The following is a 23,585-nucleotide window of genomic DNA, read 5'->3' on the forward strand; positions in this document are numbered from 1 at the left end:
CTACAACCCTTCTATGTGTTTGACATGCATGTGCTACTCGTTACTAAAAAATATACTATAAGATTTTAATGCGTGACAACAATCTAAAAACTGATTGTGTCTAGTAGTACAATAGATATGATTTGTGCTATTTTACCGATTAGTGTGCAATGGAGACGATTTATGAATCCTGCAATTTCCGTGGTGGTTCCTGCATACAACAAGGAGCCGTATATTAAGCAGTGCATGGATTCACTTGTTAATCAAACTTTTAAAAACATTGAGATTATTGTTGTTGACGATGCTAGTACGGATAATACTTTGCAAATTTTGCGCGATTATGAGCTTAGGGATTCTAGAGTAAAAATTATTGCTAAAGATCATAATTGCGGTAGACATGTTGCGCGTAAAACTGGTGTTCAGTCGACTAGCGGTGATTACGTTCTTTTTGTTGACGCAGATGATGAGATTGATCTTAAAGCTTGCGAAGTTCTCTACTCATACGTTACTAATAATCCTGCAGATATATTGCATTTTGGTGTTTCTATTCACCCAGAAGGCAAATCAGATGAAGATTTTGCATACAGCTACGATCAAATGTATGCGCAAAATAATGGTGATCAAACTGGCGATAATATTATTAAATCAACGTTTTCTAGTGATTTTCCGCATTGGACACCTTGGAATGTTATAACAGCGCTTTTTAAAGGTGACTTAGTTCGAGATGCGTTTAAAAAAACAGTTTCAACACGACTTTCTAAAGCAGAAGATGCTTACGAATATTTCGCTATTGCAGCCTTTGCTCAAACTTTAAAAGACTTAACAGCGTTTCGCGCGCTTAAATACCATATTGGCAGAGGAATTTCTGGAAGATCTAAGATAAGCGTTGAAAAATTTACTGTAGAACAACGAAGTGTTAAAGATGTTGTAAGCGCTGTTTACGATTTTGCTAATGATTTTGCTAAAGAGCCTTCGATGAAAAGTCGCAAGCAAACCATTGAAGAAGCCTCACGCTGGTTTGATAATCGTGGATTAAAAATAGTAAAAGATGAGTTCTTTACAAGACTAAAAGTCGAGGATTTTCAAGAAGCCATAAACGCTGTTATTGAAGCATGGGGATTAGAGCGCGCGTGCTTGATTGTGCTCGAAGAGCTTGTAGACCTTATGAATCAAGTTGTAGAAGGCGATTGCATAATAAAACACGGTTCAGTGTGTGATGTTCTTCTTAACGTTTATAGAAATATTAAACCAGATAGTTTTAAAGATCCGCAAAACACAACTTACGATAAGCAAGTAGACTTAATGTCTTTGCATATTATGCAGGTTCATCAGCAAAAATATGAAGAAGAACAGAAACATTTGCAAATTGAAGCGCAAAAACGTTACGATGCAATGCCAGTGTATAAGCGTTTTGCAAAAAAGATAAAAAATATGGTTAAAAACTTAACTAAATCAAAGAATGATAAATAAAGTCTAAAAAATAAATTTGAGATTAAACAAAATACAAAATTACACAATAGAATAATCAAGGATAATTAAGGGTAAATCAGGAGATAACATGATTTTGGAAAATCCAAAGCGCTTGGGCATTTTCTTCTTCTACGATGCGCAAGGTCACGCAGACCATTATGTGTCTACGCTGCTTGACGGATTCAAACCATTCTTTAACGAGCTTGCGATTGTAGTTAATGGCAAAATCGACGAGTCAAGCAAAGCGATGCTTAAAGGTTACGCGAACAAGTTTATTTTGCGCGAGAACAAGGGTTTTGACGTGTGGGCGTACAAAACTGCAATGGACTCTTACGGTTGGGCAGAGTTGGAAAAGTTTGACGAAGTAGTGCTATTTAACGCTACGATTATGGGTCCAGTTTATCCGTTTAGCGAAATGTTTAACGCTATGAACGCAAAAGACCTTGATTTTTGGGGCATAACAAAGTTCCATAAAGTTAATGGAGATCCGTTTGGATACAGTCCGTACGGATATTTGCCAGAGCATATTCAATCGCATTTTCACGCATACAGGAAAAGCTTTGTTCAATCCAAAGATTTTCAGGATTATTGGAACAATCTTCCACCAATCAACAGCTACTTTGAGTCTGTTGGATTGCATGAATCAGTATTTACAAAGCGATTTGCAGATAAGGGATACAAGTGGTCTGTATACGTTGATACGAGTGATTTAGAAGGCTATTCTTATGGCCCAATAACGTATGCTGCAAGGCAGATTGTGGAATACAAGCGATGCCCGATTTTTAAGCGCAGGTCTTTCTTCCACGATTACTCCGACGTTTCTACGCAATCTGTTGGAAACCAAGCATTAGACTTATACGAGTATTTGAAAGACCACACAGATTACAACACGGATTTGATTTGGGAAAATGCTTTGCGAAGCATGAATATGGCAGATTTGATGAAGAATCTTCATTTGCGATACATTTTGCCGCAAAATCATGTTGTAGAAAACTCGTCAACAGCTACATCAGAATCTACGGCTAAGCCAAAAGTCGCGTTGTGTATGCACTTGTATTACATGGATTTGCTAGATAAAAGTTTGCACTATATTCAGTCTATGCCGCAAGGATGTGACGTTATTTTAACTGTAGGATCGAAAGAAAACCAGCAAATTGTGAAACAGCGTGTGGAACATCTTCCATATGACGTAGACGTGCGGTTAATTGAAAATCGCGGTAGAGACGTGAGCGCATTCTTAGTGGGCGGCGGCGCAGATCTTATGAAGTACGATTACGTATGCTTTGCTCACGATAAAAAAGTCACGCAATTATCGCCTCGAAGCATAGGCGACGGATTTGCTTACAAGTGTTTTGAAAATATTCTTGCAAGTAAAGAGTATGTGCAAAACGTTATAAATCTGTTTGAAACGCATCCGCGACTTGGAATGGCAATGCCAACGCCGCCAAATCATGCAGACTACTTCCCAGGATTTACATACACTTGGGGTCCAAACTTTGAAGGCACAAAGAAATTCCTAGAAAAAACGTTAGGAATTAGCGTTCCGCTAGACGAAAACAAAGACGCTATAGCTCCGCTTGGCACAATGTTTTGGTTCCGTACAAAAGCTATGCGTGGGCTATTGGATAGAAAGTGGACTTACGAAGATTTTCCAGCAGAACCGCTAAAAATAGACGGAACGTTGTTGCACTTTATAGAGCGAGCATACGGGTATGTGCCGCAATCCAACGGATATTATGACGCATACATATTCTCGGATCACTTTGCGCGAATAGAAATGACTAACCTAGAATTCGATGTTCGAGAACTATCAAAATCTGTGAGCACGCCATGGATTAAACGCAATTTGGAAGAAACTTGTAGAGAAGTAATGCGCGGAAAGCGATTCCGTTACGCTGCTTTAAGAGTATTAAAGAGTATTGCAAAGCGAGTTTTCTATAAAACACTGTACATAGGTCAAAGAATTGTGCACATTGGTCGTAAAGGTAAAGAAGATGAGTGATATAAGCGTAAATACAGCTGCGACAAAACTTACGCGCGCAAAAAAACCGCGACTTTTCTACTTGGATTGGATTCGCGCAATAGCTGCGATTTTGATTGTTGTAACTCATTTTAACAATCCATATTTGGAGCCAATGCGGTTCTTCGTAAATAGACCGTTTGGAATCTACATTGGTGGATTAGGAGTATCGCTATTTTTGATTATTTCTGGCGCTGCTCTTATGTACAACTATGGCGATAGAGAAAGCCTGGATTTGCGCACATTCTACACAAAGCGCGCAAAAACACTATACCCAATGTTTTGGGTAGCATTCATAGTGGCGAATATTTTATTGTTTATTCGCAATAATGGATATATTTTTGTACCAAGGCATAAAATAACAGCAATTTTTTCGCTTTTTGGAATGGATGGTTATGCTTCTGCATTCGGCGTAGGTACTTTTTATGTTCTAGGCGAATGGTTCTTAGGGTTCATAATACTGTTTTACATAGTGTTTCCACTTTTAAGAGTTGGCGTAAATAAAATGCCAATAACAACTGTGTGCGTTGTGTTGGCTCTATACGCTGCAACAGTTGTGTTCTTTACTTTTTACCAGATTCCGCGAGTACCGTCTGATATTCTTTTAACAACAAGATTGCCAGAATTAGTATTTGGCATGATTTTTGTAAAGTTTATTAAAAAAGTGCCTTGTTGGCTTGCTGCAGTATCTTTTGTGATTCTTGCATTGCAACAATTAACGCATGTTTTACAAGGAAATATTGCCGTTACGATTGTAGGAATATTAGCATTTTTGCTGCTTTCTTATATTGGTGAACTTGTTAAAAGTTTTAAGCCATTAAGCGCGTGTACAAAATTTATATCCGCATATTCGTACCCGATTTTTTTGGTACACCATGTGTTAATAATGCAAGTGTTTACAGTAATATATCCAGTGTGGCTTAATCGCTGGCAAGCATACGGATTGCTAATCGCAGAGTTTGCGGTGATTCTTGTGCTTTCTGTAATACTCAAGCGTTTTACAAACTTGATTGTTGGTTTTGTGAGCAAATGTTGGGTGAAAATCGGCAGCAAGAATCGCAGTTTGGACTAACATGCGTATTTGTTCTGGAATAATCACCTATAATCCAACTTTAACAGACGTAAGCACGTGTTTAGAAGCGCTATGCAATCAAGTAGAGCGCGTAATAATCGTAGACAATGCGTCTAAAAATGTTAAAAGTTTGCAAGAAGTTGTAAGCAAATACGCAAACGTGACTTTAGTTAAAAACAGTCAAAATATTGGTTTTGCAAAAGCATTAACGCAAGTGTTTGAATGGGCAAAATCGCAAGGTTTCAACTGGGTTCTAACGCTTAACGACGATTCTGTTGTGCCAAGCAACATGATTAGCGAATACAAGAAAATCCTGGAAAATCAGGGAAGTCTTGTAAATCAAAAAAATTCAAAAAATTCCAAAATCGCAATTGTATGCTCTTTGCTAAAAAACCGTTTAGACGGCACGATTTTACACAGCAAATGCCACGAAGACGAATGCATAACGTCTGGAAGCTTAACAAGCGTAGAAGCGTGGCAGAAAATCGGCGGATTTGACGAATGGTTGGAAATTGACGGAGTAGACTTCGACTTTTCAAGGCGACTTGCGCGCGATGGCTGGCAAATCGTAGAGTGCCAAAACGTTATAATGGAACACCAAATCGGCAAAGCGCGCTCAATAAACTTGATTATAAAACACCCAATCGTGTGGAATCACAACGCAAATCGCAAGTACTATATAGCGCGAAATATGCAAGTAGTGGATTACAAAATGGGAACATACTCGTATGCTAAGTCGTTGCGTGCAGTTGTGCGAGATATGATTTTCGTTGCGCTGTGGGAAAAGAATAAATTTGCGAAAATTCGCGCGATGATACGCGGATTTAAGGATGGGCAGCAAAAGATTCGTCAAATGCGCAAAGCAGAACAGAACGCGGTTTGAAAGGATAGCAATGGAAAATTACGCTAAAAACGAAAATCCGCTAGTTTCTATAATCGTGCCAGTCTACAATTCTGCAAAATATTTGAGCGGATGCGTGAACTCGATTCTTGCGCAAACGTACAAAAACATAGAGCTGATTTTGGTAGACGATGGATCAAAAGACGACTCGGGTAAAATTTGCGATTCGTATGCATCAAAAGATTCGAGAGTTAAAGTAATACACCAACAAAACGGCGGAATATCGCGTGCGCAGAACGCAGGGCTTGATGCAGTGAGTGGGGAATTTATAGCGTTTGCAGACAATGACGATATTCTAGATTGCAAAAATATTGAGATTTTACTAAACGCTATTTTGCAAAGCGGAGCTAGTATGAGCAAAGCAAAATGGCGTCAATTTGGGCTAAGTAGCTTAGAGCAGATTAAAAAAGAAGCTGGTTTGGGTGCGCGCGGATTGGGTACGGAAAAATCGCAAGTAACCGCGCGTTTAGAGAACGCGACTCAAATAAAAATCGTAAAAAATCCTCTAAAAGCGTATCAAACTGTATTTTGCAAAATATTTAGAATAATCGGAAATAAGCTGGGCAAAAACAGCGAAGCGCGCTACTTTAACGAAGCGAATTGGTGCAGGCTTTACAAGCGAGAAATCTGGCAGGGAGTGCGATTCCCCGAAGGAAAGTTTGCGCAAGACACGGCGATGGCAAGCGTGCTGTACTCGCGCATGAATTGCGTGGCACATGTGGATGAAGTGCTGTATTACTGGCTGCAACGCGAGGATTCCGTAACGCATAAAATGCGAGACGCGGGCTTTTACCACGATCATATAGATGCAGTTCGAGCAAATTGGGATTTGTGCTTAAAGCACAATGTTGTGCCAGCAAGAAGCTACTACACAATGGTTGGAAACTTAAGGTATGAGCGATGCGCGCTGAAAAGCGGAGAAAATACGCTTAATGGCGGAAAAAATAGCGACGCAGAAATCCAAAAAATATACGAAAAAAATTATGCTAAAGACGTAGAATTTGCTAAATCAGCTGTTAAAAAGCTTACGATTTTACAGCGCGCGCAATGTTTTACTATGGCGTGTGTTAGGAATCTTGAAAAAATAATCTACGATTACAAAATCAAAAATATGAAGTAATGCAATTAAAAATCGAAGAGTAAGTGCAAATCAGAAAGCAAGAAATGAGTGGGAAAATGAGCGAATACCCAGATTTAGTAGTTGTTGGAGCAGGATTGTTTGGCTTAACTGTAGCTCAGCAGGCTGCAGAACGCGCTGGCGCAAGCGTTGAAATTATTGACGTGCGTAATCACATTGGCGGAAATGCTTACTCGTATTTTGACGAGCGAACGGGAATTGAAATTCACAAGTATGGCGCACATCTTTTTCACACCAGCAACAAGCACGTGTGGGATTACGTGAACCGCTTTACAACGTTTACTAACTACGTGCATCGCGTTTACGCAACTCACGACGGCGAAGTGTATTCGTTGCCAATCAACTTAGGTACAATTAACCAATTCTTCCACGCGCATTATACGCCAGAAGAAGCTAAGGCTTTGATTGCAAGCCAAGCGGGGGAGTTTGCTGGCAAAGATCCGCAGAATTTGAACGATAAAGGCATTAGTTTAATCGGGCGCCCGCTTTATGAAGCGTTTATTAAGAATTACACGGCAAAGCAGTGGCAAACGGATCCTTCTAAGCTGCCTGCTGGAATTATCAAGCGCTTGCCTGTGCGATTTAACTACAATAATCGCTACTTTAAAGACACTTGGGAAGGATTGCCAACGGACGGCTACACAGCTTGGATGCAGCGCATGATTGACGATCCGCGTATTCACGTTTCGCTTGGCGTGGACTTTTTCGACGAATCGCAGCCGTTTAATAAGCACGCGTTGGCGGAGGCTGGAGTGCCGGTTGTTTATACCGGTCCGGTTGATAGGTATTTTGACTATGCGCTCGGCGAGTTGAAGTGGCGCACTGTGGACTTTAAGGAAGTGCGTTACCAGGAGAGCGACCACTTTGGCTGCCCAGTTATGAACTATTCGGATGCAGATGTTCCGTTTACGCGCGCAATTGAGTTTAAGAACTTTAATCCAGAGCGCGAGGAGGTTGGCGGGGAAGCTAGCTGCGATGCTGATTTTGTGCCAGGCAAAAGCGTTAAAGCTGGGGAAACTGTTGTGTGGCAGGAGTATTCTCGCGCTGCAACTCGCGACGACGAGCCTTACTATCCAGTGAATACTGAGGAAGATAAGGCATTGTATGCGCGCTATGCAGAGCTTGCTGAGGCGCAGTCTAACACTGTTTTCGGTGGACGTTTGGGCACTTACAGCTATTACGATATGCACAACGTGATTGATATGGCTTTGCGTGCTTACGAATCGCAAGTAGCGCCACTTATTGCTCACTAAATGCAAAATATAAATTAATAAAAATAAATAAAAATAAAGAGCTATACATCAAAAAGTGTATGAAACTAAACTGACTAAATTCTATTTCAAGAACATACATCAGAACAGTTTTATACACTTTTTGACATATAACCCAAAAGGAGAAGATTATTTGATACTAAACTAAATGATCTCGCGTGTCAAGATACAAAATTTAGACTCAAACTATAGTAAAGTCACGCTTCCCACTTAGTAGGCTCAATAACTTCTTTGCCACCCATATAAGCCTGCATAGCCTTTGGAATATCAATCGAACCATCTTCATGCTGATGATTTTCCAAAATAGCCACAAGCCAGCGAGTAGTAGCCAAAGTGCCATTAAGCGTGCTAACTGGGCGAGTTCCGCCATCTTCCATGCGTTCGCGAACATTCAAGCGGCGAGCCTGATACTCAGTGCAGTTAGAAGTAGAAGTAAGCTCACGGTAACGACCCTGAGTTGGAACCCAAGCTTCGCAATCAAACTTACGAGCAGCAGAAGAACCAAGGTCACCAGCAGCAGTATCAATAATGCGGTAAGGCACTTCCACCTTAGCAAGCATTTCCTGCTCCATACCAAGTAACTTCTGATGCTCAGCGTGAGAATCTTCCTGCTTGCAATAAACGAACATTTCTACCTTATCGAACTGATGCACGCGAATGATACCAGAAGTATCCTTTCCAGCAGCACCAGCTTCACGACGGTAGCAGCTCGACCAACCGCAATAACGCAAAGCACCATTGCTTAAGTCAAGAATCTCATCCTCGTGCATACCAGCGAGCGCAACCTCGGATGTGCCAACCAAATACTGATCATCTGGCTCACGAAGGCGATAAATCTCGTCCGCGTGAGAATTCAAGAAGCCAGTTCCGCGCATTACTTCTGGACGCACAAGCGTTGGCGTAATTGCAAGCGTAAAACCGTGCTCTTCGGCTTGGTCTACAGCCATAGTAAGCATTGCGATTTGCAATCTAGCCACAGCACCGCGCAAGAAGTAGAAGCGAGAGCCTGCAACCTTTACGCCTCTGCGCATATCAATTCCAGCAACGCCAGTTCCAAGAGTCAAATGATCCTTTGGTTCAAAGCCTTCTGCAGTAAAGTCGCGAGGTGTGCCAACTTTCTTAACTACAACATAGTCGTCTTCTCCGCCTTCTGGCGCTTCATCTTCAACGATGTTAGAAAGCTTCCACATTGCTGTAGTGTAGTCGGCAGTAGCCTGCTCAGATTCAGCCTTGTATTCTGCAACCTTTTGAGCAAGTTCTTTAGTCTGAGCAATAAGTGTGACTTTCTCGCTATCTTGAGCAGCTGCAACCTTTTTTCCTATTGCTTTCTGCTCTGCTCTGGCTGCTTCAAAAGCCTTTAAACTGTTGCGGCGCAAGTCGTCTGCACGAAGCACCTCATCGACGAGCTCAACGGACTCGCCACGCTTGCGCTGCGATTCCTTAACTACGTCGGCATGTTCACGAATAAATTGGATATCAAGCATGTTTTCTAGCCTAGTGCCGCAAGGCGACAGATACATATATAATGGCATGAATAAGTGATTGCACTAAAAGGGGTAAAAATGGCGGTTATTCATGCTACGCAAGATAATTTTGAGAAAATTGCTGGTACTAATGAAATAGTTGTTGTTGATTTTTGGGCAACTTGGTGCGGACCATGCCGAGCTTTTGGTCCTATTTTTGAACAAGTTAGCGAAAAGTTTGACGATGTTCCATTCGTTAAGGTAGACATAGACCAGTCTCCTGATTTGGCAAGTGCTGCGGCGATTAAAGCGGTTCCAACGGTTATGGTTATCAAACGTGGAGATGTTATTTATCGTCAGGCTGGTGCTTTGTTGCCAGCCGATTTAGGAGATTTAGTCAATCAAGCTAAGGCTTACAATCCTAGTAAAGATGATGAAGGTAATTCTGTAAGCGAATCAAGTGAATCTGAAAATGATGGGGAATAGTAGTAAGAACCTTGATTTTAAGCCATTCTCTTTGCATGAGTCTACAATTATATATACTTTGTGCAAAAAGCTGTATGAGGATTATTTATTTTTAGATTTACGCTTTGTGCATTAACTTCTACCAAGGAGAGTTATGACAAGTCACCGAAGGAAAACTGTTACACTTACCTCATTGAGTGTTCGTCAGTGGGCAAGAATTGTAGCGATTTTTGTTGGTTTTGTGTCTGTAGTAACTCTTGGTATTGCGTCTAGGAACTTTTATTCGGCATCAAAGAATCATTCTGCGAAGCCTTACATAACTGCTTATTCTGCTACAGATTCCTCTAATCAGGTTTCGCGTGGTATGTATCGTAATTCGCTTAAAAGTGTTAAAAAAGGCGCTACTTCTTACATAACTGTGAATATCAATGGGAGTCATCGTACTGTTCTTGGCACGGATTTTACAAACGTTAAGTCTGTTCTAGAAGCTGGAGATATTACTCTTGGGCCTAATGATGTTGTAGAGCCTGCACTTGATTCCAAGGTAACTGAATCGACAGTTATCAACATTAAGCGTGCAGGCGCAAAGCTTGAAACTTCTGATGAACCGATTGCTTTTAACACGGTTAAGAAGGAAACTGCAGCTCTTCCAAAGGGCACGGAAAAGGTTAAGGATCAGGGTGCTCTTGGCGTGATGGAAACAAGTAAGATTGTTACTCGCGCAGGTGATAAAGTTGTTTCGTCTAACGTTTTTGTATCGTTTGTTAAGCAGGCTCCAAAAGATAAGGTCATTCTTGTTGGCACAGGTGGAGCTAGCGTAGATTCAGATTTTGCATCTTCTATTGGTACTACAGTTCCTGCTGGTGAAATGCAGGAGTGGGCGCATTCTTGGCTTCTTTCTAACGGTTACAGTGAAGCTGATTTTACTGCTACAGTGTTTATTATTTCACATGAATCAGGTTGGCGCGTAAATGCTATGAATCCTTCTGGAGCATACGGTTTGCCTCAGGCTCTTCCTGGAAGAAAGATGTCTTCTATGGGTGCTGACTGGGCGACTAATTATCAGACTCAGCTTCGTTGGTTCTGGAATTATTGCAATGGTCGTTACGGTTCCATTCAGGGTGCCTACAGGCATTGGTTGTCTCATAGAAGCTACTGATTTGTATTATACTTGCTACTATTATTAATTTTGCGGCAATTGTAAGTTTGTGAGGATTATAGATTTATAGACGCACAGACTCATAGTGTGTACTTATAGATTTGTTTTAAGGCGATTATCGTAGAGTCAAGTATGTTTCTTGGTTTTACGATAATCGCTGATTATTTTATGCGTGTTGTGTGAATATGGAAGGAAATTTAAGTGACAATATTGCCTAGAAAATCATGGTTTAATAAGGGTGATGAATTTGCTAGTGAGCATGCTAGCTGCAAGTCTTTCGTGAACTTGTCTAAACTTAGTCATGCTCTTGTTGGTGAAGAAGCGTATAAAAACAATCGTCTCACGCGTGCAGCCTTGGTTTCTCTGGCGATTCTAACTTTTATAACTTTTATTGGCAATTTTGCGCAATTGCAGCTCACTGCTGCATTACCTACTATTGTGCGTGAGTTTAACATAAGTGTTACTACGGGACAGTGGCTTACGTCTATTTTTCAGCTGATTATGGCTATTATGGTGCCGCTAACAGCATTTTTGACTAGACGATTTTCTACTCGTCAAATTGTTATTACTTCCATGATTCTTTTTACTCTAGGCTCAGTTATGGCGTGGCTGAGTAATGATTTTATTATGGCGTTAGCTGGGCGAACTCTAGAGGCTATTGGCACTGGAGTTATGTGGCCTGTTCTACAGATTACTGTGTTTTCTGTATACCCAGTTACTCGTAGAGGAATGGCTATGGGTAGCGTTGGTATGGCAATGAGCATTGCTCCAGCAATTGGACCAACAGTTGGTGGTATGCAAACTGATTTTAATGGTTGGCGTTCTATATTCTTATCTCTTACAATTATCGGCGTAATTTCTATTATTCTTTCCATACTTTTCTTACATAATTTCGGTGAACATGATCGCTCTGCTAAGGCGGATTTTTTCTCCGTTGGACTTTCAATTGTTGGCTTTGGTGGAGTTATGTTTGGTTTCACAAACATTGAGTCTTATGGCATTTCAAATCCGCTTTCGTGGTCACCTATGGTTGTTGGAGCATGTGGAATAACGTGGTTTGTGATTAGACAATTGCGTGCGCGAGTTAAAGGAAAGCAGCCGTTGCTTGGAATAAGCGTGTTGAAGAATCGCTATTTTACGATTGGCACCGCTTGCGCATGTTTAACATTCTTTGCGTTTAGCTCAATTATGGTGGTTATTCCGCTGTATATTCAATCAGATCGTGGTTTTTCAGCTACTATGAGTGGTCTGGTATTGTTGCCTGGCGCGTTTGGAATGGCAATTTCGCAATATTTTGGTGGGCGTATGCTCGATCGTTTTGGTGTGCGACCTGTAGCAATGGCAGGCTCTCTTATTTTGCTTTTTGGCACAGTTATGATGAGCCTTATCGATAAAGACACATGGATTTGGTGGATTTCAATCTGGCAGTTTACGCGACAAATCGGCATGGGATTTTTGCTTATGCCTGTTACAACATGGTCTTTAAATTGCTTGCAACCTAGTGAGTTGGGCGATGGTTCTGCAGTCACTAATACAATGAGACAGCTTTGGGGTGCTATTGGTGCTCCAGTACTTGTTGTTACTATGGCTACTTTTACTCAGTGGCATCATATGCTTACTGGAGTTGGTTCTGCAGATAATTTGGCAGCCAGCATTTTTGGTGTTCAATGGACTTTGAGAATTAGTGCGATTATTACGGCTGTTATGGCTTTAATTGTGATTTTTGGGGTTAAAGGTGATGGGGCTGGTTCTGCTCATCAGCTTGCGCGTAAGGCGATTGATCGTATGCGCGTTTTGCATATTCCTCATGCGTCGGAGCATAAAGACGTTATGCACGATCACACGCATCATCAGTACTGATATATTGCACGCTCTTTGACTTGTTTGCTGTTGCGCGCTTTCTTGTTTGGTATTGTGCATCTTCCTTGTTTGTTGTTGTAGGAGGGCTGGCTAATTCTTGTCTCACAACGCTCTGCCTTTTGTGTGTTGGTTGTTGTTGCGGTTGTTCCGTTTTGTCTTTGATTTTGTTTTTTGGTTGAAGTTTGTTTGTAGTGGTTGATCATTTGGATTATTTGGTATCGGCTGCCGCTCTTATACTGTTCGACCAAGAATCACCCAGCCCTCTTACGTGCTTGAACAATTGCGTATATCTTAATCACTGAGATTCTCGATTTTTCTTGCTACTTCAGCGAATCACCATCGGAGGACTGCGAATCGACTTACATGAGCGCTTTGACTGAGCTTGAAATTGCATAACGCATTTCAAGCTCCTTCAAAGCGTGATTTGGCTTAATGCATAAAGTCCAGTGGACTTTATGCGCCAAATCAGCCGAACGGCTACTAATAGCCGTGAGGAATAGCGTAGCGCGCGAATGCACTTCGATTCGCTGAGCTTGCTCAAAGTTGAAAGCACAGTGTGCTTTCAACGCAAGCGAAGACGTGAGCGCGCTGTAACGCGCGAGCGATACATCTCATTCAGTGCGAAAAATCAAGAATCTCTACCTAACTTGGTATTGGTAAATTTTGCATAATCATTTGTTCGTTTTGTTGAATTTTGCAAAATTTTCTTATGAATTTTGTTAACTACCTAACGTTTTTCACATAGAAACGCTCATTTGAGTTTGTTTTTTGCGTTTAGTTGTGCGATAATGTTCACATGATTTCTTCTCAGCGTCAGCAGTTGATTTTAAGCCGTCTTCGCACTAGAGGGGCTGTGCGTATTACTGCTCTTTCTAAAGAGCTAAGTGTTTCGGCAATGACTATTCGTAGGGATATCGCCGAGCTTTCAGACAAAGGTCTTTTAAAAAGAGTTCATGGTGGTGCTGTTACAACTAACACTCTTCTTTCTGAGCCTCTGTTTTCGGTAAAGTCGCAGATGGATATGGGCTTAAAGGACGCAATCGCCAGCAAAGCTGTGGATTATGTTCAGCCTGGAGATGTTATAGCTATTGGTGGTGGCACCACTGCTTATGTATTTGCTCAGCATCTACTTGAGTCTCGCAGAGCTTCTGGTATTACGATTTTAACCAATTCGATTCCTGTTGCAGAGCTTGTTCAGGCGCTTGAGTCTAAAGATATTGAGGTTATTGTTACTGGCGGAGTTATTACTAGATCTAATTCTCTGGTTGGTCCTATTGCGGATAAGGTTGTTTCGTCTTTGCGCGTAAACACCGTGTTTTTGGGCACTCATTCCGTGAGCCTACCTCGTGGATTCCTAATGCCTAATTCTCTTGAAGCTGCTACAGATATGGCTTTGATGGATATTGCGGATCGTACGATCATTTTAACAGATCACACTAAATGGACTTGCACATCGCTTTCGCTGTTTGCTCGCTTCGACCAAGTGGATACTGTTATTACAGATGATTGTCTGGATGCGGATTCTCAGCTTCGCACGCGTGAGCTTGTTAAAAATTTGGTTCTTGCTCCTACAATAGATTCTTTGGAAGAAGAGTAGCTTGTAGATCAGTATTGCATTACTTATTGCGTATTGTGTGGGGCTTGTGTTAGGCTCAGTTAGTTCATGACTTTGTAGTGATTACACATTAAAGTTGCGCGGCTTATGCTTGCGATTCACGGTTTGCTTGTTTTGCGCACTTTTGCTGCTTTGCAGTCTGTAGATTAATTTTGTGCAATTACATTTGTAATTGTGCCTTTGAATGTTCGTAATTACGCATTGTCAACATTATATAGTCAACTATGTTGAAGTAATTTACGAAAGGCTATTGTGCCACATACTCATTATGCTGCGTCTGCTAAAACGCAAGGTGCTAAGAAATCTGCTGGTAAAAAATCTGCTGTAAGTCAGGGAGCTAATAAGAATTTTTCTAAAAAAGGCTATAAGTCTAATAGAAACCCATTTGAATATCAGGGAAATCGTAAGAATAACGAATTTAATGCGCGTAAAGCACGTAATCGCAAGGCAGACAAAGCTAGAAGTCGTGCTCGTGAAAAGGCTTTGCAATATGAAGAGATTGCAATTCAAGAAGCTGAACAAGATTTTGGCAAACGCGATTTAAAAAAGCGCGATTTTGATTTTGACAATCGCAATATGAAGAAGAGTAGAGATAGTCGCCACAATAGACACCAGACAAGTCGCCAGCAACCGACGACTATTGATACTGAGTCTTCAATAAAGAAAAATCTAGAAATTACAAAAAATTCCGTAATGATTCCAGATACAGCTGTGGAATCTCGAGAAAACTATAGTGATGATGTTACTTTTGCACAGCTTGGTGTTCCAGAACCATTGGTTAACGTTTTGCGTGCAGACGTTTTGCGTGCAGACGGTAAAAACACAGCTTTTCCAATTCAGCAGGCCACTCTGCCAGACTCTTTACAGGGTGCAAACATACTTGGTAGAGGGCGTACAGGAAGTGGTAAAACTTTAGCATTCTCGATTCCTCTTGTAGCAAGATTAGCTGAAAACTTTGTTGATTTAATAAATTCTGGTCGTACTTCTAGAAAAAACAAAAATCGCGAAGATAGTAATATTCCAGCACCTCATGCGATGATTTTGGCTCCGACGCGAGAACTTGTGCATCAGATTGATGAGGTGATTGCTCCTCTTGCAGCAGCATATGGGATGCATACTGTTACTATTTACGGCGGAGTAAGATATCAGAGACAAATTGCTCCGTTAAAGCAAGGTGCTCAGATTATAGTAGCGTGCCCAGGGCGATTAGAAGATTTACTAAAACAAGGCGCATTAACGCTTGAAAACATAGAAGTCAGTGTTTTAGATGAGGCTGACGAAATGGCTGATATGGGGTTCTTGCCAGCTGTAACAAGGCTTTTAGAGCAGACAAATCCTAATGGTCAAAGAATGCTGTTTTCTGCAACTTTGGATAAGCAAGTTGCTGCTATAGTAAATCGCTTCTTGCCGAATGCTGTTGTGCACGCTGTGGATGATGCGGATTCTCAGGTAGATACAATGACTCATCATGTGTTTGGAGTGTCTGCAGGAGATAAGTATGAGGTTCTACGTAAATTAGCGTCTGGTAAAAAACGCTCTATATTCTTTACTCGCACAAAATACCAAGCCAAGAACATGGCTAAAAAGTTCATTAGTCAGGGTATTCCAGCCGTCGATTTGCAAGGAAATTTGTCTCAGAATCAGAGAGATAGGCACTTGGCTGTGTTTTCTGATGGGCTAGTGCGCGTGCTAGTTGCTACAGACGTTGCGGCTCGAGGCATTGATATTAGCGATGTGGCGCTTGTTGTGCAAACCGAGCCTCCAGAGGATCCAAAATCGTTCTTGCATAGATCTGGGCGTACTGCGCGCGCTGGGGAGTCTGGCGATGTTGTAACTCTTGTGTTGCCGAATCAAAAGCGCATGGCGCACACTATGCTTCGACGCGCTGGAATTCATGCTAAGGCAGAAGACGTTAAGCCAGATTCGCCTGTTTTGCAAGAAATTGTTGGGGATTTGGCGGATTTGCAAGAGGGCTGGAGTATGCCAGAGCCAGAGCAGCCAAAGCGCAGAGGCAGAGGAAGAAGCAGAGGACGAGGACGTTCGCGTGATTTTCACAGTTCGCGTGATTCTCGCAATGGTTTGCGCAAACGCGCGCTCCGAACTGCCTGAGCGCTTAAAGCGTAGCGCGCGAAGGCAACCCGGAGCGCTGAGCTTGCTTAAGGTTGAAAGCACGGTGTGCTTTCAACGCAAGCGAAGACGTGAGCGCGCTGTAGCGCGCGAACGATTTTACGCTTTATGTACGTGATTTAGGTCGAATTTGGTACAAAGTGCGGAGTTGTTTTCTGCTTTTTGTTGTTCAACACGCCGTAAATCGCTACAAAGTGCGTCAACTTTTCCCGAGAATGTACGTGATTTAGGTCAAATTTGGTACAAAACCCGTCAACTAACTAAGCGACGACTATTTGCGCTATTTGCTCTGACCCTTGCCGAATGCGCGCAAGCGGATTCCGTTCCAATCTTCGCTTACGGTTAAAGGAGTTGCAGCATTCATGCCAGCTGTTTTAGCAGCGGATTGCACTGTGCTGGAGCTTGGAGAGCCTTCGCGACCAGGCTTAGGCGTTAGAACCCACATTGGAGCTTCGTCGTCTAACATGTTTGTGGCATCCATAATCGTGTCTGCCAACTCATCCTCATCGTCGCCATCGCGCCACCAAATAATGACGCCGTCAACAGATGAGTCGTAATCTTCATCTACCAGATCTTCTCCAGTAAGATTTTCGATATTGTCGCAGATTGCATCGTCAACGTCATCGTCCCACAGCCACTGCTGTACGATATCTCCAGGTTGGAAGCCAAATTCTTCTGCATGTTGAAAAGCTGTCTGTTCCACGTGACTCAATATATCAAAGTGCCACGAATTTGTGCGATTTTTAAGTTTAGTGCGTGTTTCTTGATAACGGAATGCATATATATTCCGGTTGCATCGAGACACGCCTCAAAAATCGCGAAAATATCCAAAATCACTATATATAGTTTGTTTTTTGAATAAAGTTCCCTAGATATTGTGCAGAGGTTGGGTTATAGTTGAGCAAGTTGTTTTGAATAATGGTCATTATTCAAAACAGGATGGATAACAGGATAAATAAACTGTAGATGTAAGAAAGGTCTGTAGGATGCAGGTCTCTGGTACGACTTTAGAAGACATGACTTTAGAATCGCAGCTAAGCGATGTTGATGTAGAAATGGCTGATTCTATCTCGGATAGTGATTCTTCTAAGAAGTCTCGTGTGCAGGTCGAAAAGCGTGATGGTCGCGTTGTCGATTTTGATCAAATGAACATTATTATGGCAATCAAAGCCGCTTTTAAGGACTTGCGCAAAGAAGTCGGTCCTCAAGAAGAGCAGATGATTCGCGATATTACGGACCATATAGAAGCTGAAATTCAGGATCGTTACAATGGACCTGCAAAGATTGAAGATATTCAGACTCTTGTCGAGCATGGTCTTATTGAAAATCACCTTTACGAAGTTGCGCGTTGCTACACAAGCTATCGTCTAAACCGAGATATTGACCGCGCTAAGGCAACCGATATTAACGAAGCAGTAAATCGTCTTGTAAACCGAGATGAGTCGCTTGTTCGCGAAAACGCCAACAAGGATTCCAATGTTTACGCCACTCAGCGCGATCTTCTTGCAGGCGCTGTTTCCAAGGCTTCCGCGTTTTCTATGCTTCCTCATGCAGTTTCTAACGCGCATATGAAGGGTGATATTCACTTCCATGATGCTGATTATTCGCCATTTACTTGCATGAGCAACTGCTCGCTCCCAGATTTTGGTGATATGCTCGCTAAGGGATTTGCTCTTGGTAACGCAATGATGGATAGCCCAAAGTCTATTGGCACTGCTGCAACTCAGGTTACGCAGATTATTAAGGATATTGCAGGCGCACAGTACGGCGGTCAAACAGTTAATCGTGCAGACGAGATGCTTGAGCCTTATGCTAAGTGCGATTATGATAAGAATCTTGCTATGGCTCATGCCATGATTCCTGATTCTACGCCGATCGAAGTTGCCAAAGATATGATTGACGGTTTGAAAGCTCAGGAGCCTAAGAATCTTCATTGTTCGGATAGGGATCCGCTTCCTGCTGATACTCCTTTTGATGAAAACTTGAGTGAGCTTGATCAGATTCGTGAAATTTACGCAAAGATTATGACGCGCAAGGCGATTTACGATGCTATGCAAACAATGGAATATCAGATTAATTCCAACCGCGTTTCTAACGGTCAGACTCCGTTCGTAACTGTTGGATTTGGTTTGGGTACTTCTTGGTTTGCTCGCGAAATTCAGCGCGCTATCTTACTTAACCGTATTCGTGGACTCGGCAAAGATCGTCATACTGCAATCTTCCCTAAGCTTGTGTTTACTATTAAGCATGGTGTAAACGCAGATGCTGGCGATCCGAACTACGATTTGAAGCAGCTTGCGCTTGAGTGCTCTACTAAGCGCATGTATCCAGATGTTGTGTTCTACGAGAATATTATTAAGATTACTGGCTCCTTTAAGGCTCCTATGGGCTGCCGATCCTTCCTTCAGGGTTGGATTGATCCAAAGACTGGCAAAGACGTGGAAGACGGTCGTATGAATCTTGGCGTTGTGACAGTTAACGTGCCGCGTATTGCGCTGGAGTCTCATGGAGACGTGAACCGATTCTGGAAGCTTTTTAACGAGCGTATGGAAGTGGCTCATCAGGCTCTGCGATTCCGCATTATGCGTTGCAAGCAGGCAACCCCTGTGAATGCTCCAACGCTGTTCCGCTACGGTGCTTTTGGTCGTTTGGAAGCTAACGAAAGCGTGGATCAGCTGTTCCGCAACGAGCGTGCAACGGTGTCTTTGGGCTACATTGGCTTGTATGAGGCTACATCCGTGTTCTTTGGCAAGGATTGGATGCAAGATCACAGTTGGAACGAAGATGGCAAGCAATTTGCGCTTTCTATGGTTCGCCGAATGAATCAGCTTTGCCAGCAGTGGTCAAAGGCTGAAGGCTACCATTATTCCGTTTACTCAACTCCTGCTGAGTCTTTGACGGATCGCTTTAACCGCATGGATCGTCAGAAGTTTGGTCGTATTGAAGGCGTTACCGATCACGACTTCTACACCAATTCCTTCCACTATCCGGTTTGGCTGCAGCCAACTCCTATGGAGAAGCTCCGCTACGAGGTTGACTTCCCGTATCTTGCTTCTGGCGGCTTTATTAACTATTGCGAGTTCCCATGCTTGCAGGCAAATCCTAAAGCTTTGGAGGCTGTTTGGGATTATGCTTACAAGATTGGTATTGGCTACTTGGGTACGAACACTCCGATTGACCATTGCTTCGTTTGCGGATTCCAGGGCGATTTTGAACCGACTAAAGAAGGCTTCCGCTGCCCAGAGTGCGGAAACAGTGACCCAGATAAGTGCAATGTTACTAAGCGCACTTGTGGCTACTTGGGTAATCCTGTTCAGCGTCCAATGGTTCACGGACGTCACGAGGAAATCGCTCATCGCGTTAAGCACATGTCTGGAGAAACTGGTCATGTTGTTCTTAACAACGGTGAGTCTCGTGAATGGTACGAGGAGACCAAGTAGTAGCGGAATAGCGTGAAATAACGTTTTAGTTTGTGTTTATTATTTGGTGATATGTAATATATCTAGCCGTTAGAAAATGTTGATCGCATTTTTTGACGGCTGGATTTTATTTTATTTAACAAAAGTTAATACAATCTAACAAAAGTTTATTTAAGATTATTTAATAAAATATTTAAAGCTAGAGGAGGTTGACTATGGCTCGCATAAGTTTACATGATTTTGCTCCATCAGATGTTAACCGTGGACCGTGGATTCCAACCTCTCTTTCTAACAATCCTCGCGCAGGGCAGTGGTCCAGTGAGCGCATGAGCAAGGGAATGGTGGCTGATTATAAGCGATTTCTTATGACAGACGGCGAGGGAATTCGCTGCTCGCTTTACGTTTCTGGCTGCCCATTCCATTGCGTTGAATGCTATAACGAGTCAATTTGGGATTTTCGCGCTGGTCACCCTTATACTCAAAAGCTCGAAGACCAAATTATGGAAGATTTAGCGCAACCATATGTACAAGGATTGACGCTTCTTGGCGGTGAGCCGCTGCTTAACACTGGCATATTGATTCCACTATGTGAGCGTATTAGAAGCGAATTTGGCAATACAAAAGATATTTGGAGTTGGACTGGTTACACCTGGGAAGAGCTTATGCGACCGGGCGAGACTCCTGACAAGCTTGAGTTATTGCGGTACATTGACATTCTTGTTGACGGGCGATATATGAAGAATCTTCACGATTCGCTATTGCAATTCCGTGGCTCTAGTAATCAGCGAATTATCGACGTGCCAAAGTCGCTGGAAAATCCACAAAATCCGCCTGTAATCTGGGAAAAGCTTCACGATCAAGAGCGTTTTATTCCATCAATCTACGGCAAGGATCGTGCGCAAGGCGAAGGTGACGCTTCGTAATCCTATTGAATGCGCCACTCATACGATATATTTAACAATGTTTGCGGACGATTATAAGAATGCATACATATACACATGTTAAGCTAAATATAATTAACCTAGTAACATCTGTATTGCAAACTGTCAAAAGAATTATACTAAATATGCTAATAAATACTGTAAGTAAACGATATACAGTTGGGTATGTTTTTTCTTTGCATAAATATAAAAGATAGATTATTAATATTAATAGGACGAATGCTTGAATGATAAGACTAACAGTATTAACACAAGTGTTATCGTCTTTTAAGTCCTTTAATTGTTTAAAGAAATAAATAGCTGACGAAATATAACAAAGCAGCGTTATTGGCAGTAGAACTACGTGTTTGCTGTTCATATTGTTCCTCACATAATTGTTGATATTAATGTGGAAATTCTCACTGCAAGTCGACACGAATGCCTTTCTGCTGTGCTACAGCGCCAACTATCTTTGTGTTACTCATAAGTTTCTTCTTGGGTGTTGGCTTGAACTTGCAATGGTAGTAAAAAAGACATGGATAATGCTACTGAGCAAGTAAGTATTCTATTAATAGATTTTTATATTCATGACAGTACCTCTTTATACATGCGAATATACATTCTTTCATTATATAATTTTTTATAAGATGAAATCAATCGTTGTTTATAATTTGAATGTGTAGAAGCACTTTTTCGTATGTGATTTGTCTGTATACTACTATGTCAAAGATTCATCTATTTATGCATTTGGTAATGAAGTAACTCAATACGGAAATGCGCCATGCGCAATAGTTAAAATTTGAGAAGTGATATTATTAAACCTACACATTACGTTATATATGGGGAGGAGCACAATGGCGGGGAATTTGAAGGACAATTCGCGAAAAATTAAAAATAATCCTCCTTGTGCATTGCGTACGATTCTATCATCTTTAAAAAAGTACCGTTTTCTTGGCGTTTTAACAGCTGTTACTATTCTCGTTGAAGCTGCTATGCAAATTGAGATCCCTACAGTAATGTCAAATCTTATTGATTTTGGTATTATGTCACGTTCTCAAGAAGCTGTGCAATATTATGGTTTGCAATTGCTTATTTTTGCTGCAATTGCAATGATTGCAGGCGTTGTTTCTGGTATTTGTTGCGCTCATTCTAGTGCTGGTTTTGGTAAAAATTTACGTCACAACATGTTTTCACGCTTACAAAGTTTAAGTTTTTCTGATTTAGATAAGTTTTCTAGCGGTACTGTTGTTACGCGTATGACTAGTGATGTGTCAAATGTGCAATTTGCTTACCAAATGATTATTCGCTCTGGTATTCGCAGCGTTATGATTATCATCACTGCTTGGTGGTTTACTTTTTCAATTAGCCCTGCTATCTCGTGGGTTTTTCTTTCATTTGTGCCTATTATTGGTGCAATTGGCGCTGTTGGAGCTAGTATAGTTGCTCCAGCATTTTCTCGAATTTATCGAATGATTGACGAGATGAATAATAGAGTTGGCGAGAATTTGCATAATATTCGCGTCGTAAAGTCTTATGTGCGTTCTGATTATGAAATAAGTCGTTTTATGCGTATTTCGCATAAAATCTATGATTATTTTATTAAAGCTGAGTATGTGTTAAATTGTAGTATTCCTTTGTTTAACTTATGTTTTTATTCTGGCATGCTACTTATTGCGTGGTTGGCTTCGCACGAAATTGTGGCTTCAGGAAATAATCCTGCTTTTGGTTTAACAACGGGAAATCTTGCTGCATTAGTAGTGTATGCTTTGCAAATTTTGTTTGCTTTAGCGAATTTAGTTGCAGTTTTTGTAATGTCGTTAACAGCTCGAGCTTCGATGCATCGTATTTCACATGTTTTGCAATCTCGAAATACTGAAGTTGTTTCCAAGCATCCACTTACAAAGCTTTCTGACGCTTCTGTGCGTTTTGAAAATGTTTCGTTACGCTATCCTCAATCAGATAATACAGATGAATCCACTCCAGCAGAACAGGAAATTTTACATGATATAAATATATCTATTCCTTCTGGAGCAACTGTTGGCGTTGTTGGTGCAACGGGATCTGGAAAATCAAGTTTAGTGCAATTAATTGCAAGACTTTATGACGTAACTTCTGGTGCTCTTTTTGTAGGCGGAAAAGATATTCGCGATTATGATTCTTCTAGTTTGCGTGAAGAAGTTGGTGTTGTTCTACAAAAAAATATTTTGTTTAGTGGCACAATTGCAGAAAATCTTCGCTGGGGTAGGGCGGAAGCAAGCGATAATGATTTGCGTCAAGCTTGCGAAATTGCTTGTGCTGATGAGTTTATTAAAGATTTACCAGACGGCTACAATACGCATATTGACCAGGGTGGTAAGAATGTTTCCGGTGGTCAGCGACAGCGTTTGTGCATTGCGCGCGCACTTTTGAGGAAGCCGAAAATTTTAATCCTCGACGACTCGATGAGTGCGGTTGATATGAAAACGGATAGTAAAATTCGCGATGGCTTGAAAAAGTTTATGCCTGATTCTACGCAAATTATCGTTGCTCAGCGCATATCTTCAATCGAACATGCGGATATTATTGTTGTTCTTAAAGATGGTCGTGTTGTTGCTAACGGTTCGCATGATGAATTATTTAAATCTTGTGAAATTTACAGAAATATGGCGGTTTCTCAAGAAAAAAGTCGAATAACTAGCGCAACTAAAGAAGAAGGAGCTAAATAAC

The 23,585-nt window shown here is 41.5% G+C and carries 16 protein-coding genes; 14 read left to right on the forward strand and 2 right to left on the reverse strand.

From position 1 onward, the window contains the following. Positions 1 to 162: 162 nt before the first annotated feature. The 6 genes from HXT53_RS01355 to glf all read left to right on the forward strand — a co-directional run bounded on the left by HXT53_RS01355 (position 163) and on the right by glf (position 7,833). Complete coding sequence (locus tag HXT53_RS01355; protein ID WP_020759986.1) at positions 163 to 1,449, forward strand: glycosyltransferase family 2 protein; 1,287 nt, start codon at positions 163 to 165, stop codon at positions 1,447 to 1,449. Positions 1,450 to 1,537: 88 nt separating this feature from the next. Then, on the forward strand, positions 1,538 to 3,451 hold the full coding sequence (locus HXT53_RS01360; protein ID WP_004115812.1) for a rhamnan synthesis F family protein: 1,914 nt from the start codon (positions 1,538 to 1,540) through the stop codon (positions 3,449 to 3,451). Beyond that, complete coding sequence (locus tag HXT53_RS01365) at positions 3,444 to 4,541, forward strand: acyltransferase family protein (protein WP_004575007.1); 1,098 nt, start codon at positions 3,444 to 3,446, stop codon at positions 4,539 to 4,541. The genes HXT53_RS01360 and HXT53_RS01365 overlap by 8 nt, the downstream gene beginning before the upstream one ends. A 1-nt stretch (position 4,542) precedes the next feature. Beyond that, positions 4,543 to 5,424: a glycosyltransferase gene (locus HXT53_RS01370; RefSeq protein WP_004116962.1), complete on the forward strand. Its 882-nt coding sequence runs from the start codon at positions 4,543 to 4,545 to the stop codon at positions 5,422 to 5,424. Positions 5,425 to 5,434: 10 nt separating this feature from the next. Continuing rightward, positions 5,435 to 6,562, forward strand: coding sequence for a glycosyltransferase family 2 protein (locus HXT53_RS01375; protein ID WP_421780456.1), 1,128 nt, complete (start codon positions 5,435 to 5,437; stop codon positions 6,560 to 6,562). A 56-nt stretch (positions 6,563 to 6,618) separates the two neighbouring features. Next, the gene (gene glf, locus HXT53_RS01380) at positions 6,619 to 7,833 is read left to right on the forward strand and encodes a UDP-galactopyranose mutase (protein WP_004112169.1); all 1,215 of its coding nucleotides are present in this window, start codon (positions 6,619 to 6,621) and stop codon (positions 7,831 to 7,833) included. Between the two features lie 215 nt (positions 7,834 to 8,048). Here glf and serS read toward each other — a convergent pair whose 3' ends face one another. Then, the gene (gene serS, locus HXT53_RS01385; protein ID WP_004115791.1) at positions 8,049 to 9,335 is read right to left on the reverse strand and encodes a serine--tRNA ligase; all 1,287 of its coding nucleotides are present in this window, start codon (positions 9,333 to 9,335) and stop codon (positions 8,049 to 8,051) included. A gap of 78 nt (positions 9,336 to 9,413) precedes the next feature. Between serS and trxA the strand changes: the two genes are divergently transcribed. The 5 genes from trxA to HXT53_RS01410 all read left to right on the forward strand — a co-directional run bounded on the left by trxA (position 9,414) and on the right by HXT53_RS01410 (position 16,522). Beyond that, positions 9,414 to 9,800, forward strand: a complete 387-nt coding sequence (trxA, locus tag HXT53_RS01390; protein WP_065189514.1) for a thioredoxin — start codon at positions 9,414 to 9,416, stop codon at positions 9,798 to 9,800. Between the two features lie 133 nt (positions 9,801 to 9,933). Next, positions 9,934 to 10,938, forward strand: coding sequence for a G5 domain-containing protein (locus HXT53_RS01395; RefSeq protein WP_101886350.1), 1,005 nt, complete (start codon positions 9,934 to 9,936; stop codon positions 10,936 to 10,938). 201 nt (positions 10,939 to 11,139) lie between these two features. After that, complete coding sequence (locus tag HXT53_RS01400; protein ID WP_004112184.1) at positions 11,140 to 12,798, forward strand: MDR family MFS transporter; 1,659 nt, start codon at positions 11,140 to 11,142, stop codon at positions 12,796 to 12,798. A gap of 796 nt (positions 12,799 to 13,594) precedes the next feature. Further along, complete coding sequence (locus tag HXT53_RS01405; RefSeq protein ID WP_004112186.1) at positions 13,595 to 14,395, forward strand: DeoR/GlpR family DNA-binding transcription regulator; 801 nt, start codon at positions 13,595 to 13,597, stop codon at positions 14,393 to 14,395. 270 nt (positions 14,396 to 14,665) lie between these two features. Further along, on the forward strand, positions 14,666 to 16,522 hold the full coding sequence (locus HXT53_RS01410; RefSeq protein ID WP_421780460.1) for a DEAD/DEAH box helicase: 1,857 nt from the start codon (positions 14,666 to 14,668) through the stop codon (positions 16,520 to 16,522). Positions 16,523 to 16,820: 298 nt separating this feature from the next. Here the strand turns inward: HXT53_RS01410 and HXT53_RS01415 are convergent, their stop codons facing one another. Beyond that, positions 16,821 to 17,243: a DUF3052 domain-containing protein gene (locus HXT53_RS01415; protein ID WP_004112197.1), complete on the reverse strand. Its 423-nt coding sequence runs from the start codon at positions 17,241 to 17,243 to the stop codon at positions 16,821 to 16,823. A gap of 283 nt (positions 17,244 to 17,526) precedes the next feature. On the opposite strand from HXT53_RS01415, the gene nrdD reads away from it, so the two are divergent. The 3 genes from nrdD to HXT53_RS01430 all read left to right on the forward strand — a co-directional run bounded on the left by nrdD (position 17,527) and on the right by HXT53_RS01430 (position 23,584). Continuing rightward, the gene (gene nrdD, locus HXT53_RS01420) at positions 17,527 to 19,980 is read left to right on the forward strand and encodes an anaerobic ribonucleoside-triphosphate reductase (RefSeq protein ID WP_004112200.1); all 2,454 of its coding nucleotides are present in this window, start codon (positions 17,527 to 17,529) and stop codon (positions 19,978 to 19,980) included. Between the two features lie 194 nt (positions 19,981 to 20,174). Then, a complete protein-coding gene (gene nrdG, locus HXT53_RS01425) occupies positions 20,175 to 20,882 on the forward strand; it encodes an anaerobic ribonucleoside-triphosphate reductase activating protein (protein ID WP_004112206.1) in 708 nt (235 codons plus the stop codon). Positions 20,883 to 21,733: 851 nt separating this feature from the next. Continuing rightward, entirely contained in the window at positions 21,734 to 23,584 is a 1,851-nt protein-coding gene (locus HXT53_RS01430; RefSeq protein WP_421780463.1) for an ABC transporter ATP-binding protein, read from the forward strand. Position 23,585 lies beyond the last annotated feature (1 nt).

Origin of the sequence: Gardnerella sp. KA00390 (genome assembly GCF_049244075.1) — a bacterium.
Lineage (GTDB): Bacteria > Actinomycetota > Actinomycetes > Actinomycetales > Bifidobacteriaceae > Bifidobacterium > Bifidobacterium vaginale.